We start from the raw sequence: 14,845 nt of genomic DNA, 5'->3' as shown, positions 1-14,845 counted from the left end.
GTGATTGGCTTAGCCACCCTTCAAAAAAATCAACCTGAGGCATCCGTTCTCAAGCTCTTGCTCAATGAGCCTCAAGCGGCTGGAAATTGCGATACGTCGCTCAAACCGACCGTACGGAATCTCAAGCCGGACGATGTTGGCCCCGCGTCCCGCCGCCGGAATTGCGCGAACCCCGGTAACGATCAATGTCGAGCCTTCCACCTCGGCCTGCACGGCATCCGGGTGCACGCCTGGCAAAGCTGTGATCACGGTGACCTCGCGGTCGGTCTCTAGGATGTCGACCGGTGGTTCCCAACAGGCATGACTGGCATTGCTTGAAGGCTCGAAAAACTGCCGATGCAGCTGTTCCGCCTGTTTGAGCATGGCACAGGCTTCTGCGAACATTTGGGTCTTCGGATCACGCATTGTGCCTCGCTCAACGTCTCGTGTTCTGCAGGCAGATGTCAGGAAATCCTTGAGAGCTAATGGGTTCGTTGGCATGTGGAAGTGCGCGCCGGGACCAGCGCGTCGCCTGCTTATTTGGGAACTCAACGGTCCCAATACAAGGGGAACGGGCGGTTAGGGCCCTTGAGCGACTAACAGTTTGGGCACTTGGTGACCCCCGGCAGCGCTGGGTCGACAGTCGGCGTTTGCGTCACGCGGGGAGTTGGCGAGGCATATGCGTCGGACGGGTGATCGGCTGGACCCTGACAGGCTTCTGGACCTGAGGCGCTCGCAACTTTGGCTCCGGAACGCGGTGCAGCTTGATCGAGAGGTTGTTGTGGTACTGCTCGCGCACGAACGGCTGGTCAGGAAAGCGGCCTGAGGGCTGAAAGCCGTAATAGAAGGGCCAAGCGTTTGATTTGGTCCACAAGGCTTCGGGCTAGTTTCCCGAGTGTTTTCAAGGACTCTGTGGCCCATTGGGCACGGGATTGTCCCTGTATGGTTAACAAAATCGCTTTGTCATTTTTGGCAGCCTATAATGGGCTGATTCTGAATGATAATTTGTGCGAGACAGAGGTTCTGTTTCGCGGTTGCGTACCGGGACCTATTTAGTTTTTGCTAACTGGGTTCGGCGCAAATGGACTGTGCGCCGGGAGAGCTCGCCTAGTTTTGCGTTCGTGGCTCTTTCGGCGCTTCCCGTTTCAGCCCTTGGGGGGCGGACTATTGGACAGAGAAACATTGGTTGGGCTGGGGCCGAGCTTGGGCCGCATCAGTTCTCTGGCCGAACGCGTTTTTGACCCGCGTCTGTGGTTTCCTCTGCTCGTTGTCTTCGTCGTAGCGCTCGGGATCTGGTCGGAACCTGCTCCGGTGGACGAGGAGCCCGATGGTCTGGCGCCGCGCTTGGTCCAAATCGGCGAGCCAGCCCCTAAAGGCGGTGGTCATTTCAAGATCGGGCAGCCCTACGAAATCAATGGACAACGGTTCGTCCCAAGAAATGACCCGGATTATGATCGACGAGGTGTCGCGTCTTGGTATGGCGATTTGTTTCACGGGCGCCTCACATCTAATGGCGAAATCTTCGATATGGAGCGCTTGTCGGCTGCCCATCCGACGCTGCCGCTCCCGTCCTACGTGAAGGTTACAAATCTCGATAACGGGCTGAGCGCAGTTTTGCGTGTGAATGACCGCGGGCCATTCCGCAAAGGGCGGGTGATCGATCTCTCCAAGCGAGCAGCCGAAGTGTTGGGTTTCAAGAGGGCCGGTACCGCCAATGTTCGCGTGAGCTATCTCCGCGAAGCGGGTCTCCAGGGCGACGACGCGTTGGAGCGCGACTACCTCTCGACGCGCGGCTACTCACAATATGCGGGCACCCGGGGTTCTGATGGAACGCCGGAGGTCGTGATCGCAGTGGCCGCGCCTGGGGAGCCGAAAGATCCTCCGATCCCCGAGCGAGCCCACCGGACAATTGTTTCTGCCGCTCAGCCTGCTTCGGTAAGTGCAGCGGCCTCTGATGGAACAGATGGGACCCGATTGGCTCAGCTGACCAGCAGGCGGGGCGCTGCGGACATAACGGGCGCGATAGGATCGTCTTCGCCAGAAGAACCTAACGGACCGATAATCCAGGCAGGTCTTTTCAGGAACCCGAGTAACGCGCAGCGCGCGAAACAGACGCTCTCGGGCGTGGGCCCGGTCGAAATTGCACCGATCACGAACCGCGGCCAGATATATTACCGGGTTCGTGTCGGACCGTTTCTAGATGGCATATCGGCGGCTACGGCGCTTTCCGATGTTGCAGACGCTGGCTACGAGGGCGCGAGGCTCATATTGCAGAACTGAGTGTTGGCGGGGCGCCGGTTGATTTTTCACTGCTGACATTCGATATTGCTGTCGCTCTGGCGGCTATTGGGGCCGCCTGGCGAACCGCCGTTCCTCAAGCTCGATGTGGCCGCGTGCGCGCTTTGCGTAGATTGAGAAAAACTGTATTGGCAAGAACCGTCTTGGCATGTGCCTTTGTCGCACTGTGTATGTCGCTTGTATTGGTGCCAAACCCTGCGGCGTCGAAGAAAACGAGCGAGTTCAAGACTAAGGCCAAGACCGCGATCCTAATGGATCCGGGTGCCAATCTCATTCTATACGAGAAGGGGTCCGAGCAGCCCATTCCCCCCGCCAGCATGAGCAAACTCATGACGCTGGCAGTGGTCTTTCGCGAGTTGAAAGCGGGGCGGATCAAACTCGACGATACGTTCACAGTGAGCGAGCACGCCTGGCGAACAGGCGGTGCACCGTCGGGGACGGCTGCGATGTTCGCGCCGTTGGGCAATGCAATCACCGTTAGCGATCTCGTCCAGGGTGTAGCCGTCCAGTCTGCAAATGACGGGTCCCTCATTCTTGCCGAAGGGATCGGCGGGACGGAGGAGGGCTTCGTGAAAATGATGAATGACTATGCAGCGGAGATTGGCCTTACGGGTTCGACCTTTGTGAACCCGACCGGACTCCCTGCAGAGGGTCATGTGATGACCGCGCGAGATCTTGCGAAGCTGTCACGGCATCTGATCGAGACCTATCCAGAGTACTATCATTACTTCGGCCAGAAGGAGTTCCGTTACAGGGACAGATTCACTTTCCGGAATCGCAATCCCTTGGTCTGGGCTCCAATCGGTGTCGATGGGTTGAAGACGGGTTTCACCAAGGAAGCCGGGTACGGGCTTGTATCGAGTGCAAAGCGCGGGAACCAACGGCTGATATTGGTTGTCACGGGGCTTGAGAAAAAGAATGATAGGGAGCGCGAGTCCCGCCGAGTGTTGGAGTGGGGCTTCAAGAGCTTCCGGCCATTCCGGCTATTCGAAGACGGTCAGCAAGTGAGCGAAGCGCTGGTCTGGGGCGGCGAGAAGCACTACGTGCCGCTTGTGGGGGACGGCGCGATTGATCTGCTTCTTCCAGCAAGTGCAACCGGCGCAGTGTCGGGCGAGATCATTTATCAGGGCCCGATCAAGGCGCCGATCAAAAAGGGCGACCAGATCGCGACTTTGCGCGTGAAGTCGGCCGATCTCGCGGCGGTCAACGAAATACCGCTTTATGCGGGTGAAGACATAAACAGGAGCGGTTTTGCCAGCCGGGGCATCGACTCGCTTCTTGTGCTCGCATTCGGCTGGCTATTGTAGCGCTGAGCACGCGGGCCCAACACATCATGCAGCAAGCCATCGAGATCGGACGTTTCATCACATTCGAGGGTGGCGAGGGCGCGGGCAAGTCCACGCAGGTTGGCATCCTTGCCGATCGGCTGTCTCGTTCCGGACGCCCCGTTTTCGTAACGCGAGAACCCGGCGGGTCGCCCGCGGCCGAAGAAATCCGCCAGGTTCTTCTATCGGGCCAGGCGGCACAGTTTGGCCCTCTTGCAGAGTCGGTGCTCTTTGCTGTTGCACGTGGCGACCATATCGACAACGCCATTCGGGTCGCACTGCAGCAGGGTCAGTGGGTCATCTGCGATCGTTTCATCGACTCCACGCGTGCGTATCAAGGGGCAACGGCTGGCGTGCCGCGTGGCCTTATTAACGCGCTGGAGAAGATCACCGTCGGGGCCCTTCTGCCGGACGTGACATTCGTTCTCGACATTCCTGTAGAAGAAGGGCTTGCACGTGTAGCGGCGCGGGCGGAAGGTCAGGAACTCGATCGTTTCGAGAGCCAAGAGCTCATGACTCATGAGCGCATTCGTCGTGGATTTCTCGATATCGCAGAGGAAGAGCCAAGCCGATGCGCTGTCGTCGATGCAAGCCAGCCGGAGGCCATGGTCGCCGAAGATGTGTGGGAGACGGTCTTACAGCGGCTTAATCCGTGAGCTGCGACCGATGCAGAGGTCTCGCCGGAAGCGGCTCCGTCCGGTGAGTGAAACCCTATGAGCGCCGCGACCAAGAAGTCGGCATCCGCAGTTGTCGAGCCGGATTGTTTAGAGGGCTTTTCCAGTCCACGCGATGTCGATCGGGTGTTCGGTCACGACGACGCGGCTACAGAGTTCGAGGAGGCACTCCGTAGCGGGCGTTTGCATCACGCCTGGCTCCTTGTGGGCCCTGAGGGCATCGGTAAGGCTACGCTCGCCTATCGCCTGGCGAGAACAGTACTCGCTCATGCAGAGGCCGGCGATCTTCTGCCAGGCGCTCCCGGCGATGTCGCACCAGATCAGCCGATTTTCCGAAAAGTAGCGGGGCTCGCGCATCCCAATCTTCTGCTGATCCGTCGGTCCTGGATAGAGAAGACCAAGCGCTACTCTCAGGTGATCAGCGTCGATGAAGTTCGGCGGTTGCGTAGTTTTCTCGGTAGCACGGCTGGCGATGGCTCATGGCGCGTCGTGATCGTCGACAGGGCGGACCAGCTGAACCAGAACGCGGCGAACGCGTTGCTGAAGGCGCTGGAGGAACCGCCGCGGGATACGCTATTTCTACTCGTTTCGAATGCTGAAGGTCGGTTGCCCGTGACCATTCGTTCGCGAACGCGTATGTTGCGGCTGTCGTCGCTGGACGAAGCGGCGTTGATTGACGCCGTCGACGCTGCATTGACCCGCGATGGCATCGACGCAGATGAGGAAACGCGCCGCTTGGCTCTCGCTCTTTCGCAGGGAAGTGTCCGTCGTACGCTGGAGCTCGTTACCGGGGAGGGCATTGGGCTCTACAACGACATCATCGCCATGTTCGAGGGGTTACCAGACCTCGACGGTGCAAAGGTGCAGCGCCAGGCCGAAAAGCTCGCCAGTATCAATGAGACGGAGCATCTCGAGCTCTATCTGACGCTGCTCTTGGGCTTGATCGAGCGGCTGGTGCGCTATGGCGCGACCGGTCAGGGCCTCGTGGGATCGGAGCCAGACTTCGCGCGGCGTCTGATCACGCCGGAGACATTGCGCGCCTGGGCCGAATCTTGGGAAACGATCTCCGCCGCACGCGCCGAGACGATGGCTTTGAATTTGGATCGCGGGCTGCTCGTTCTGAACAGCTGGTTTGGCCTTCAGGACCTAGCTTCACGCACACCATCCTGACGCATGAACCGAGTGCGCTTGGCAGGCGGCGAAGGCAAGGCTATGTCTCCGCGTAAGGAGACGTTATGGCTGACAGACAAACTTATTACATCACCACCGCGATCTCGTACCCGAACGATGCGCCGCATATCGGCCATGCCTACGAGGCGGTTGCGACCGACGCTATTGCCCGGTTCCGGCGGCTGCAGGGGCGCGACGTGTTCTTCCTCACCGGGACGGACGAGCACGGCATCAAGATGCTGCAAACCGCGCGCAAGCACGGAATCGAGGTCAGTGCACTCGCCGATCGCAATACGCCGAAGTTTCGCGAGATGGTCGAGGTGCTCAATTGTTCCCACGACGACTTCATCACTACACGCGAGGAACGCCATAAGCGTGCTGCGCAAGAACTCTGGCGGCGCATGCAGGCGGCAGGGGACATCTACTTGGATAAGTACGCCGGATGGTACTCGGTACGCGACGAGGCGTATTACGACGAGAGCGAGTTGAGCGATGGACCCGATGGCGCCAAGCTCTCACCGCAAGGCACGCCGGTGGAATGGGTCGAGGAGGAGAGCTATTTCTTCCGCCTTTCTGCTTTTCAAGACCGGCTGCTCGCCCACTATGAGGCCAACCCTGAATTCATGGGGCCCGATACGCGTGCGAACGAGGTCAAGAGTTTCGTGCGCGGCGGCTTGCGCGATCTCTCCGTATCTCGAACCACGTTCGACTGGGGCGTGCCGGTCCCGGATGATCCCAAGCACATTATGTATGTGTGGGTGGATGCGCTAACGAACTACATCACTGGCGTCGGCTTCCCGGACGAGTCGTGCGAGACCTACAAGAAGTACTGGCCAGCGGACGTCCACATTATCGGCAAAGACATTATCCGCTTCCACGCGATATATTGGCCCGCCTTCCTCATGTCTGCCGGCGTCGAGCTGCCGCGCCAGGTGTTCGGTCACGGCTTCCTTTACAATCGCGGGGAGAAGATGTCGAAGTCGGTCGGCAATGTCGTCGACCCCAATGCGCTTGTACGTGAATACGGCGTCGACCAGATCCGCTATTTCCTGCTGCGCGAAGTGCCGTTCGGTCAGGACGGCAATTACAGCCATGAAGGCATCGTTCAGCGCATCAATGCGGACCTTGCCAACGACCTCGGCAATTTGGCGCAGCGCTCGCTATCGATGATCGCCAAGAATTGCGGTGGCGTGGTGCCCGAACCCGGTGACCTTACCGACAACGACAAAGCGATTTTGGCTCAAGCGGATGGGCTTCTGCCGCGATTGGAGGCGGAGATCGATGCCTTTGCAATCCACAAGGCGCTTGAAGCCATCTGGGCGTTGATCGCCGATGCGAACCGCTACTTCGCGGGCGAGGAGCCTTGGGCGCATAAGAAGACCGACCCGGAGCGCATGGGGACGATCCTCTACGTGACGGCCGAGGTCGTGCGCCAAGCGGCGATCCTGACACAGGCCGCGATGCCTGAAAGCGGCGGGAAGCTATTGGATCTGCTGAGTGTGCCGGAAGACGCGAGAGACTTCGGCAATCTTGGTGAAGCAGGGCGCCTCAAGCCCGGAACGGAGCTTCCGGCGCCGACGCCGGTCTTCCCGCGCTATGTCGAGCCGGAGGGCGAAGGGCGTTAGACGCGCGGCAATGCGGCGGGCAGGCCGATATTCGCGCGCCGCGTTAGTTGCCAACGCTGTCACAGAACGCCGAAACGAGGAATGCAAAGACCAGGGTACCGGCAAAGGCGAGTGCAAGTGTCATAGCCGGTAAACGCGGATCGACGAATTCGGTTCCAGTTTTCATAAGAAAAAACTCCTACCGGCAGTACCGCCGGATTTTGGGCGTGTCGAGTCCGCTCACTTTGTTCAGGCCAATCAGCATCTGGGGCACGGCCGTCGTGCCAAAGCGCGCTCTCATTTCAGCCTTAACGCGGGGGGTGTCCGCATCCAACAGCGTGTAGTGAATGCGGTTAAGATCGAGATAGGACAGGAGACGCCGGCACGTTCCGCACCAGGGAGCGCTATAGACGTAAACGCTCTTGCTGCAGCCATCTTTGGCCGTGCCTGCAGTCGATAAAGGCGAAGTCAGTATTGCGGCGGCAAGGGCGGCGAGAACCCTGAGCCTCCGCGTGCCTATCCACACCGCGTTGAGGTATATTTGCCAATTAGGAGTGATGGTGGTCGTCCCATTGCTGCGTCGGCTTGTTTCGTCGGCCAAAGTGCTGCACAAAGGCCCGCCGCTCGGTTACGCGCGTCGGACCCTAGCAAACTGAACCGTAACGATATTTCATCTTTCCGTGATGCTGATCGATAGCCACTGCCACCTCGATTCCCCGCAACTTCTGTCGGACTTGCCGGCGCTGCTCTCGCGTGCGGACGACGCCGGGGTAGGGCTCATGGTGACGATCTCGACCCGCGTTGCGAAGTTCGACGCGTTGAAGGAGATCGTTGAGTTGCATGAGAACGTCTTTTGTTCCGTCGGGACCCATCCTCACAATGCAGCCGAAGAGCAGGATGTGACACTCGACGAGCTGATTGAGATCGCGCGTCATCCCAAGGTCGTTGCAATCGGTGAGGCGGGGCTCGATTACCACTACGACTATTCGCCGCGGGAGCTGCAGGCGAAGAGCTTCCGCGTTCATATTGCCGCTGCGCGAGAGACGGGGCTGCCGCTCGTCATTCATTCCCGAGAGGCCGACGAGGACATGGCAGCGATCCTCGAAGAGGAAAGCGCCAAGGGCTCGTTTCCTTTCGTCCTCCATTGCTTCACCAGCGGCGAGGACCTCGCGCGACGCGGTCTCGCTCTTGGCGGCTATATCTCGTTCTCAGGAGTTGTGACCTTCAAGAAGGCGGACAGCTTGCGCAGAATCGCCGCTTCGGCGCCGGCCGATCGGCTCCTCGTCGAGACCGACGCCCCGTACCTTGCGCCGGAGCCTTTCCGCGGGAAGACCAATGAGCCCGCCTATGTAGCAAAGACAGCCGAGCAGCTCGCCGCTGTCCGCGGTCTTGCGATCCAGGATTTCACGCAGCTTACGACCGACAATTTTTTCGGTCTTTTCAGCAAGGTGCCGCGCACCTCTCTGAAAGAACATTCAAACGCCGCATGAGCTTGAAGGCAACTATCCTTGGCTGCGGCACCTCAGGCGGCGTGCCCCGGATCGGCAATCAGTGGGGCGCTTGCGATCCAGCAAATCCCAAGAACCGGCGCCGTCGCTGCGCACTGCTCGTCGAACGGACCGGTGACGGCGGCGTCACGCGCGTGCTCGTAGACACGCCGCCGGACCTGCGCGAGCAATTAAACGATGCAGATGTCGGCCTTCTCGACGGGGTTCTGTATACCCATGACCACGCAGACCATGTGCACGGCATCGATGACCTTCGCATGGTTGCTTACAACGCACGGCGCCGCGTCGATGTGTACTATCTGAAGCCGTTTGGCGAGGTTTTGCGTCAGCGTTTCGACTATTGCTTCGAGACGCCGCCAGGCAGCGAATATCCGCCGGTGTTGAACGGACATGACATTGAGCCGGGCGAACCGGTCGTCATTGATGGGCTAGGGGGGGCGATCAAGGCCATTCCGATTCTTCAGCAGCATGGCTCAAGCGAGTCTCTCGGGTTTCGTTTCAATGGTCTTGCGTACTCACCGGACGTGAGCGATTTCCCAGAAGAGTCTTTAGGATTGCTGGAAGGACTCGATACCTGGATTCTCGACGCGCTGCGCTATACTGGCCACCCGAGCCATCTAAGTGTGGATGAGGCGGTGAGTTGGGTCGGACGCATGCGGCCGAAGCGCGCTGTATTCACGCACATGCACGTGGATTTGGACTACGAGACCCTCAAGGGACAGCTTCCCGAAGGCATTGAACCAGCCTATGACGGTATGGTCATTGCTGCATACTAGCTCTTGATCCAGCGAGACTTTCTGTCAACCGACTTCGATCGTCTGTCCGGTCTCCGTGACGCTGGGGAGGCAAAGCTTGACGATGGTCTCGGCAACCTTCTCAGGGGCTTTGATCGAAGCCGGGTCTTCGCCCGGAAAGGCTTCGGCCCGCATGGCCGTTGCCGTCGCACGCGGGTCGACCAGATTGACCCTGATCGGGCTGTCCGATGTCTCATTGGCATAAGTCTTCGCCAGCGTTTCCAGGCCGGCTTTGGAGACCGAGTATGGCGCCCAGTAGGCCCGGCCCTGCGCGGCTACGCGCGAAGATGTGACGAAGACGACGCGACCGGCATCCGACAAGTGCAGCAACGGGTCTAGTGTCCGGATCAGCCGCCAGTTCGCCGTGAGATTGACCGCGAGCACCTTGTCCCACGTCTTCGATGGAATGTGGTTGAGTGGGCGCAAGCCGCCAAGTACGCCGGCATTGCCCACAAAGATGTCCAAGCGGCCGAAGCGCTCATAGAGCGATGGGCCGAGCGGGTCGATCGCGGCACCGTTCTCCAGATTAAGCGGAATGATAGTCACCACACCGCCCATCGCTGTTATCTCGTCATTGACGGCTTCCAGCGCCTTTCGGCTACGTGCGAGCAAGATCACATGCGCACCCTCGGCCGCGAGCATATGAGCCGTCGCGCGCCCGATACCCCGCGACGCGCCGGTGATCAGGGCAATGCGGTCTTTGAAAGCTGTGCCGGTCAACCGACCTCGGCTAAGAAGGAAAGCTGTTTCTGCTGCGGCGGGCCTTCTCGGTCGCGCAAGCGCGTTGGGTACTCGCCAGTGAAACAGTGGTCCGTAAACTGAGGGTTGTTGTCGTCACGACCGTCAAAACCCATCGCGCGATAAATGCCGTCAACGGAAATAAAAGCCAATGAGTCGGCGCCCATGAAGTTCCGCATCTCTTCAAGCGTACGGTTCGCCGCGAGCAGCTTGTCTTGGTTTGGCGTGTCGATCCCGTAAAAGTCCGGATGCGTAATCGGCGGGCTGGAGATGCGCATATGCACTTCTTTCGCTCCAGCCTCGCGCATCATCTGCACGATTTTCACCGACGTGGTGCCACGCACCACGCTGTCATCGATAAGGACGATGCGTCTGCCTTTAACTTGTAAGTCGTTCGCGCTGTGCTTCAGCTTGACGCCAAGTTGGCGGATTTGTTGCTCCGGCTCAATGAAGGTCCGGCCAACGTAGTGGTTTCTGATGATGCCAAATTCAAAAGGAAGTCCGGACTCTTGGGCATAGCCAATGGCTGCGGGTACGCCGCTATCGGGAATCGGGACAACCACGTCCGCATCCGTGGGCGCTTCCAACGCTAGCTGGCGGCCCATGGCCTTTCGCACGTCGTATACCGAGCGGCCATCGATGATGGAGTCGGGCCGCGCAAAATAGATGTACTCAAAGATACATAAGCGAGGCGGATTCTCGGGGACAAAACGGTGGCTCTCAAGCCCGTCGCGCGTTGCGATAATCACCTCGCCATTCTCGACCTCGCGAACGAACTCGGCGCCGATAATGTCGAGCGCGCAGGTTTCCGACGACAATACCCACGCATCGCCGAGACGGCCGAGTACGAGCGGGCGAATGCCGAACGGGTCGCGCGCGCCAATCAGCTTCTTATTGGTCATTCCGACAAAGGCGTAAGCACCTTCGACCTGAAGCAATGCTTCGACGAAGCGCTCGACGAAGTTCCGCTTCTCGCTGCGTGCAACGAGGTGGAGAATGACTTCGGTGTCTGTCGTCGACTGGCAGATGGCACCTTTACTGATGAGGTTCTCGCGCAAGGTCAGCGCATTTGTCAGGTTGCCATTATGGCAAAGCGTGAATCCGCCGGACTCGAGATCGACAAATAGGGGCTGGACGTTGCGCATGACAGCGTCGCCGGTAGTTGAATAACGCACATGCCCAACGGCCATGTCGCCTTTCAACCGATCGATGACCGGGCGCGATGTAAAGTGGTCGCCGACGAGGCCCATCCGGCGCTCGGTGTGAAAGTGTTCCCCGTCAAAGCTCACGATCCCAGCCGCTTCTTGCCCGCGATGCTGAAGAGCATGCAAGCCCAGCGCCGTCAGCGCTGCTGCGTCGGGATGATTGAAGATGCCGAAAACCCCACATTCCTCGTGGAGTCGGTCGTCTTCGAGCCACTGGAGCGGCGTCGCTTGATCGAGTTGGTCTGTCACGGGCACGGGCCTTTCCCTATTGATAGATAGTCGCCCCATCTGGGGCTTCAATGCCACGCAACTGGATACTAATGACGCGCGTACGGGTTTCGAACGGAACGCTTCTGTTACTGCGCCGGAGCGCCGTCGGCTTCCGCATCAGAGCCTTCTTCCTCCTGCTTGGGAATGAATTCCTCAGGGTTGGTCGGCAGCAACGACTCGATGGCAACTTGGGTCCGCTCCAACAACGGGTAGGAGCGCGCGTTGCGGACCCAGTCTGGCTGGTCCCTGGCGAGCGCGGTGAAGAGAATAAAGACGATAGCCACGAGCAGAAAGCCGCGAGCCAAACCGAAGACAAAGCCAAGCGATCGATCGAGGGCTCCAACCCGGCTGTCGAGCACCTTGTCTGAGATACGGAAGGTAATCAGGCTGACAACGATCAGAGTGAGAATGAACACCCCTGCCGCGAATGCGATCTGAGCGATGCTGGGGTTGTCGATATAAGGCGAGAGAACTTCGTAATAGCGCGGCGTGAAGTAAAGCGCGGCGACGGCGGCCATGGCCCAGGAAAAGATCGACAAGACCTCGCGGGTGAACCCTCGCACCATGGCGAGGAAGCCCGAGATAAGCATGATGACGATCAGTATGATATCGAGCCAGGAAATTGGCATGCCGCGGCGCTCCCTCGGGCGAGTGTTGTCAGACTATCACGATTCTCGCGGATGAAGCACGAATGACCCCTGTTGTGCAATGACTTGAGGGTCACACTTCTTGGCAATCCACGACAGGTTTAACCCTCCGGCAGGGCGAACCAAGCGACCAATTCCTCGAGCTGGGAGACCGGGTTGAGCACGATCCCCTTGGCATCATGCTCGGCGGGGCTTTTTCCGGCCGGCGCGACCGCTTGAACGAAGCCCAGCTTTGCCGACTCCTTGAGACGCTGGTCTGTGTGACCAACGGCCCGCACAGCCCCCGTTAAGCTGACCTCGCCGAAATAAACCGTATCTTCCGGGGCAGCTCGCCCTGTGAACGACGATAGCAGCGCGGCCGCTGCCGCGAGATCGGCAGCCGGTTCGTTCAGTCTCAGACCTCCTGCCACGTTCAGGTAGACATCGTGGCCGCCAAGCCGAACACCACACCGTGCCTCTAGGACGGCCAAGAGCATTGAGAGGCGATTTTGGTCCCAGCCAACCACGGCCCTACGAGGCGTTCCCAGCACGCTATGAGCCACCAATCCTTGAATTTCCACAAGTAGCGGCCGTGTACCTTCCATACCTGCGAACACGGCTGTTCCCGGCGAACCGCGGTCGGTCTCGTTCAGAAAAAGGGCCGATGGATTGTCCACCTCGCGAAGCCCCTCCAGGCGCATTTCGAAGACGCCAATCTCGTCAGTGGGCCCAAAACGGTTCTTTACGGACCGCAGGATGCGGAACTGATGTCCGCTGAGGCCTTCGAAGTAGAGCACGGTATCAACCATGTGCTCGATCACCTTCGGTCCAGCGATCTGGCCGTCTTTTGTCACATGACCAACAAGGATGAGGGTTGTGCCGCTGGCCTTCGCGTAGCTGATCAGCGCGGCGGAACAACCGCGAAGCTGCGAGATCGTCCCCGGCGCAGAGTCGATGCCTTCCGACCAAAGTGTCTGCACCGAGTCGATAATGACTAGGGCAGCGGGCGATCCCTTACTCAACGTCGCGATGATGTTGGCGACGTTGGTCTCCGTCCCGAGTGCGACGGGCGCGCCCGCGACGCCGAGGCGCCCTGCACGCATGCGCACCTGTGCAGTGGCTTCCTCGCCTGACAGGTATATGACCTTTGCTCCGTCCTGCGCTAGTTGTGCCGCGGTTTGAAGAAGCAGTGTTGATTTGCCGATACCTGGATCGCCACCAACGAGCACAGCGGCGCCAGGTACGAGGCCCCCGCCGAGCACGCGATCAAGCTCCGCAATATTCGTCTTCAGTCGCGGCGCGTCTTCGGTCTGAGCGTCAAGCGTCTCGAAGTGCGCCTGCCGACCTTTGCCGCCTTTGATGGCGACGAGCGCAGGGCTTTGGGTCGGCGTGGATGCCTCCTCAATAAGCGAGTTCCATGCGCCGCATGCAGAGCATTTCCCCGACCAGCGCGCCGCGACAGCTCCGCAAGACTGGCAGACATAGGCTTTCGAAGTTTTTGCCATATTTTTTGTTGCTTCAGGCGTCTTTGCTCAAAAGCCGATATAGCGGCGCGTTGCGCGTCCGCCGAGGCTTGTTAGGACCTCGTAGTCGATGGTCCCAGCTTGAGAGGCCATCTCGTGCAGGCTGACATTGGGACCGAGGAGCTCGACCCAGGCGCCCCGTTGGCGGAAGGCCTCAGGCACGTCTGTGACGTCGACGCTAACGAGATCCATAGAAATGCGCCCCAAAACCGGTGCCGCGTAGGGCCCGAGATAGGCCGTCAATCCCGTCTCGCCATCGCCAGCGGAGAGCGCTCTAAACAAACCATCCGCATAGCCGGCCGCGACCACTGCGATGCGGGTCGGACGATCAAGACGACGGCTGGCGCCGTAGCCAACGGTCTCACCCTTATCTGCTAATCGGATCTGCAGTACGCGTCCCATCAATTGCACGACCCTGCGGAAGGGATTTGCGCCTTGCCGCTGCGGATGGCCGCCGTAGAGCGCGACGCCCGGTCGAACGAGGTCATAGTGATACTGCCGTCCGAGCAAGATGCCTGCCGAATTGGCTAGGCTCGTCATAGCTTCGGGGAACGCCGCTCGAATGGTTTCGAAGCAGGCGCGTTGCTGTTTGTTCTTAGGACTGGTGTGATCGTCCGCGCAAGCCAAATGGCTCATTACCAAAGATAGCGCGACGGTCTGCCAGAGATTCGCCATAGCTCGGACTTCATCGATATCGCCAGCCGATAAGCCAAGGCGGTTCATGCCGGTGTCCACATGGATCGCACAAGGGAGGGCGCCGCTGACATTCGAGCAATAGTTGGCCCATTCGCGTACCTCGCCGGCACTATTGAGAACCGGTCGAAGTCCGTAGTCGCGAAACGTGGCAGCTGTTCCTGGCAGCAGGCCGTTCAAGACGTAAATCACGGCTTCGGGTAGCAACGTTCGCAGATCAATCGCCTCAGCGATCGTCGCGACAAAGTAAGTCCGGCACCCATTTTGCCAGAGCACCGCGGCTGCCTGCTCCATGCCCAATCCGTATGCGTCTGCCTTAACGACAGCCCCGCATTCCGCCGGGTGCGCGCGGTCGCGCAGGTCTCGGTAGTTTTCCGCTAAGGCGCTGAGGTCGATCGTAAGGATCGCCGTCTCGTGCGTCTCGTCGTTGACTGCGCG

The 14,845-nt window shown here is 59.5% G+C and carries 15 protein-coding genes; 7 read left to right on the top strand and 8 right to left on the bottom strand.

Going from position 1 to position 14,845, the window contains the following annotated elements; translation table 11 throughout:
* Window positions 1-9: 9 nt before the first annotated feature.
* Window positions 10-405 carry an Hsp20/alpha crystallin family protein gene (locus AC33YF_RS01440; RefSeq protein WP_491775410.1) on the bottom strand — a complete coding sequence of 132 codons (396 nt, stop codon included), beginning with the start codon at window positions 403-405 and terminating at the stop codon, window positions 10-12.
* Window positions 406-1,146: 741 nt separating this feature from the next.
* Between AC33YF_RS01440 and AC33YF_RS01435 the strand changes: the two genes are divergently transcribed.
* The 5 genes from AC33YF_RS01435 (at window position 1,147) to metG (ending at window position 7,071) form a co-directional block, all read left to right on the top strand.
* Window positions 1,147-2,259 carry a septal ring lytic transglycosylase RlpA family protein gene (locus tag AC33YF_RS01435; RefSeq protein WP_491775409.1) on the top strand — a complete coding sequence of 371 codons (1,113 nt, stop codon included), beginning with the start codon at window positions 1,147-1,149 and terminating at the stop codon, window positions 2,257-2,259.
* Window positions 2,260-2,447: 188 nt separating this feature from the next.
* Complete coding sequence (locus AC33YF_RS01430) at window positions 2,448-3,584, top strand: D-alanyl-D-alanine carboxypeptidase family protein (protein WP_491775408.1); 1,137 nt, start codon at window positions 2,448-2,450, stop codon at window positions 3,582-3,584.
* A 26-nt stretch (window positions 3,585-3,610) separates the two neighbouring features.
* Window positions 3,611-4,258 carry a dTMP kinase gene (gene tmk, locus AC33YF_RS01425; RefSeq protein ID WP_491775407.1) on the top strand — a complete coding sequence of 216 codons (648 nt, stop codon included), beginning with the start codon at window positions 3,611-3,613 and terminating at the stop codon, window positions 4,256-4,258.
* Window positions 4,259-4,315: 57 nt separating this feature from the next.
* Complete coding sequence (locus tag AC33YF_RS01420) at window positions 4,316-5,446, top strand: DNA polymerase III subunit delta' (RefSeq protein ID WP_491775406.1); 1,131 nt, start codon at window positions 4,316-4,318, stop codon at window positions 5,444-5,446.
* Between the two features lie 65 nt (window positions 5,447-5,511).
* Window positions 5,512-7,071, top strand: coding sequence for a methionine--tRNA ligase (metG, locus tag AC33YF_RS01415; RefSeq protein WP_491775405.1), 1,560 nt, complete (start codon window positions 5,512-5,514; stop codon window positions 7,069-7,071).
* A gap of 43 nt (window positions 7,072-7,114) precedes the next feature.
* Here metG and AC33YF_RS01410 read toward each other — a convergent pair whose 3' ends face one another.
* Together AC33YF_RS01410 and AC33YF_RS01405 are read right to left on the bottom strand one after the other, a co-directional pair.
* Window positions 7,115-7,237, bottom strand: coding sequence for a hypothetical protein (locus tag AC33YF_RS01410; RefSeq protein ID WP_491775404.1), 123 nt, complete (start codon window positions 7,235-7,237; stop codon window positions 7,115-7,117).
* A 12-nt stretch (window positions 7,238-7,249) separates the two neighbouring features.
* Window positions 7,250-7,576, bottom strand: a complete 327-nt coding sequence (locus AC33YF_RS01405) for a glutaredoxin family protein (RefSeq protein WP_491775403.1) — start codon at window positions 7,574-7,576, stop codon at window positions 7,250-7,252.
* A 157-nt stretch (window positions 7,577-7,733) separates the two neighbouring features.
* Here AC33YF_RS01405 and AC33YF_RS01400 point away from each other — a divergent pair, with 157 nt between their 5' ends.
* Both AC33YF_RS01400 and AC33YF_RS01395 read left to right on the top strand, forming a co-directional pair.
* Complete coding sequence (locus tag AC33YF_RS01400) at window positions 7,734-8,540, top strand: TatD family hydrolase (protein ID WP_491775402.1); 807 nt, start codon at window positions 7,734-7,736, stop codon at window positions 8,538-8,540.
* A complete protein-coding gene (locus AC33YF_RS01395; protein ID WP_491775401.1) occupies window positions 8,537-9,334 on the top strand; it encodes an MBL fold metallo-hydrolase in 798 nt (265 codons plus the stop codon). The genes AC33YF_RS01400 and AC33YF_RS01395 overlap by 4 nt, the downstream gene beginning before the upstream one ends.
* Window positions 9,335-9,358: 24 nt before the next feature.
* Here the strand turns inward: AC33YF_RS01395 and AC33YF_RS01390 are convergent, their stop codons facing one another.
* The 5 genes from AC33YF_RS01390 to alr all read right to left on the bottom strand — a co-directional run bounded on the left by AC33YF_RS01390 (window position 9,359) and on the right by alr (window position 14,803).
* Complete coding sequence (locus tag AC33YF_RS01390) at window positions 9,359-10,072, bottom strand: SDR family NAD(P)-dependent oxidoreductase (protein ID WP_491775400.1); 714 nt, start codon at window positions 10,070-10,072, stop codon at window positions 9,359-9,361.
* Window positions 10,069-11,583: an amidophosphoribosyltransferase gene (gene purF, locus AC33YF_RS01385; protein ID WP_491775467.1), complete on the bottom strand. Its 1,515-nt coding sequence runs from the start codon at window positions 11,581-11,583 to the stop codon at window positions 10,069-10,071. Before purF ends, AC33YF_RS01390 begins: the two co-directional genes overlap by 4 nt.
* A gap of 68 nt (window positions 11,584-11,651) precedes the next feature.
* Window positions 11,652-12,194, bottom strand: a complete 543-nt coding sequence (locus AC33YF_RS01380) for a CvpA family protein (RefSeq protein WP_491775399.1) — start codon at window positions 12,192-12,194, stop codon at window positions 11,652-11,654.
* Between the two features lie 119 nt (window positions 12,195-12,313).
* Window positions 12,314-13,696, bottom strand: coding sequence for a DNA repair protein RadA (radA, locus tag AC33YF_RS01375; RefSeq protein ID WP_491775398.1), 1,383 nt, complete (start codon window positions 13,694-13,696; stop codon window positions 12,314-12,316).
* A gap of 27 nt (window positions 13,697-13,723) precedes the next feature.
* A complete protein-coding gene (alr, locus tag AC33YF_RS01370; protein ID WP_491775466.1) occupies window positions 13,724-14,803 on the bottom strand; it encodes an alanine racemase in 1,080 nt (359 codons plus the stop codon).
* Window positions 14,804-14,845 lie beyond the last annotated feature (42 nt).

This window comes from Methyloceanibacter sp., from assembly GCF_058506495.1.
The sequence above is the reverse complement of the archived record's forward strand: the minus strand, read 5'-3'. Positions and strand labels throughout refer to the sequence as shown.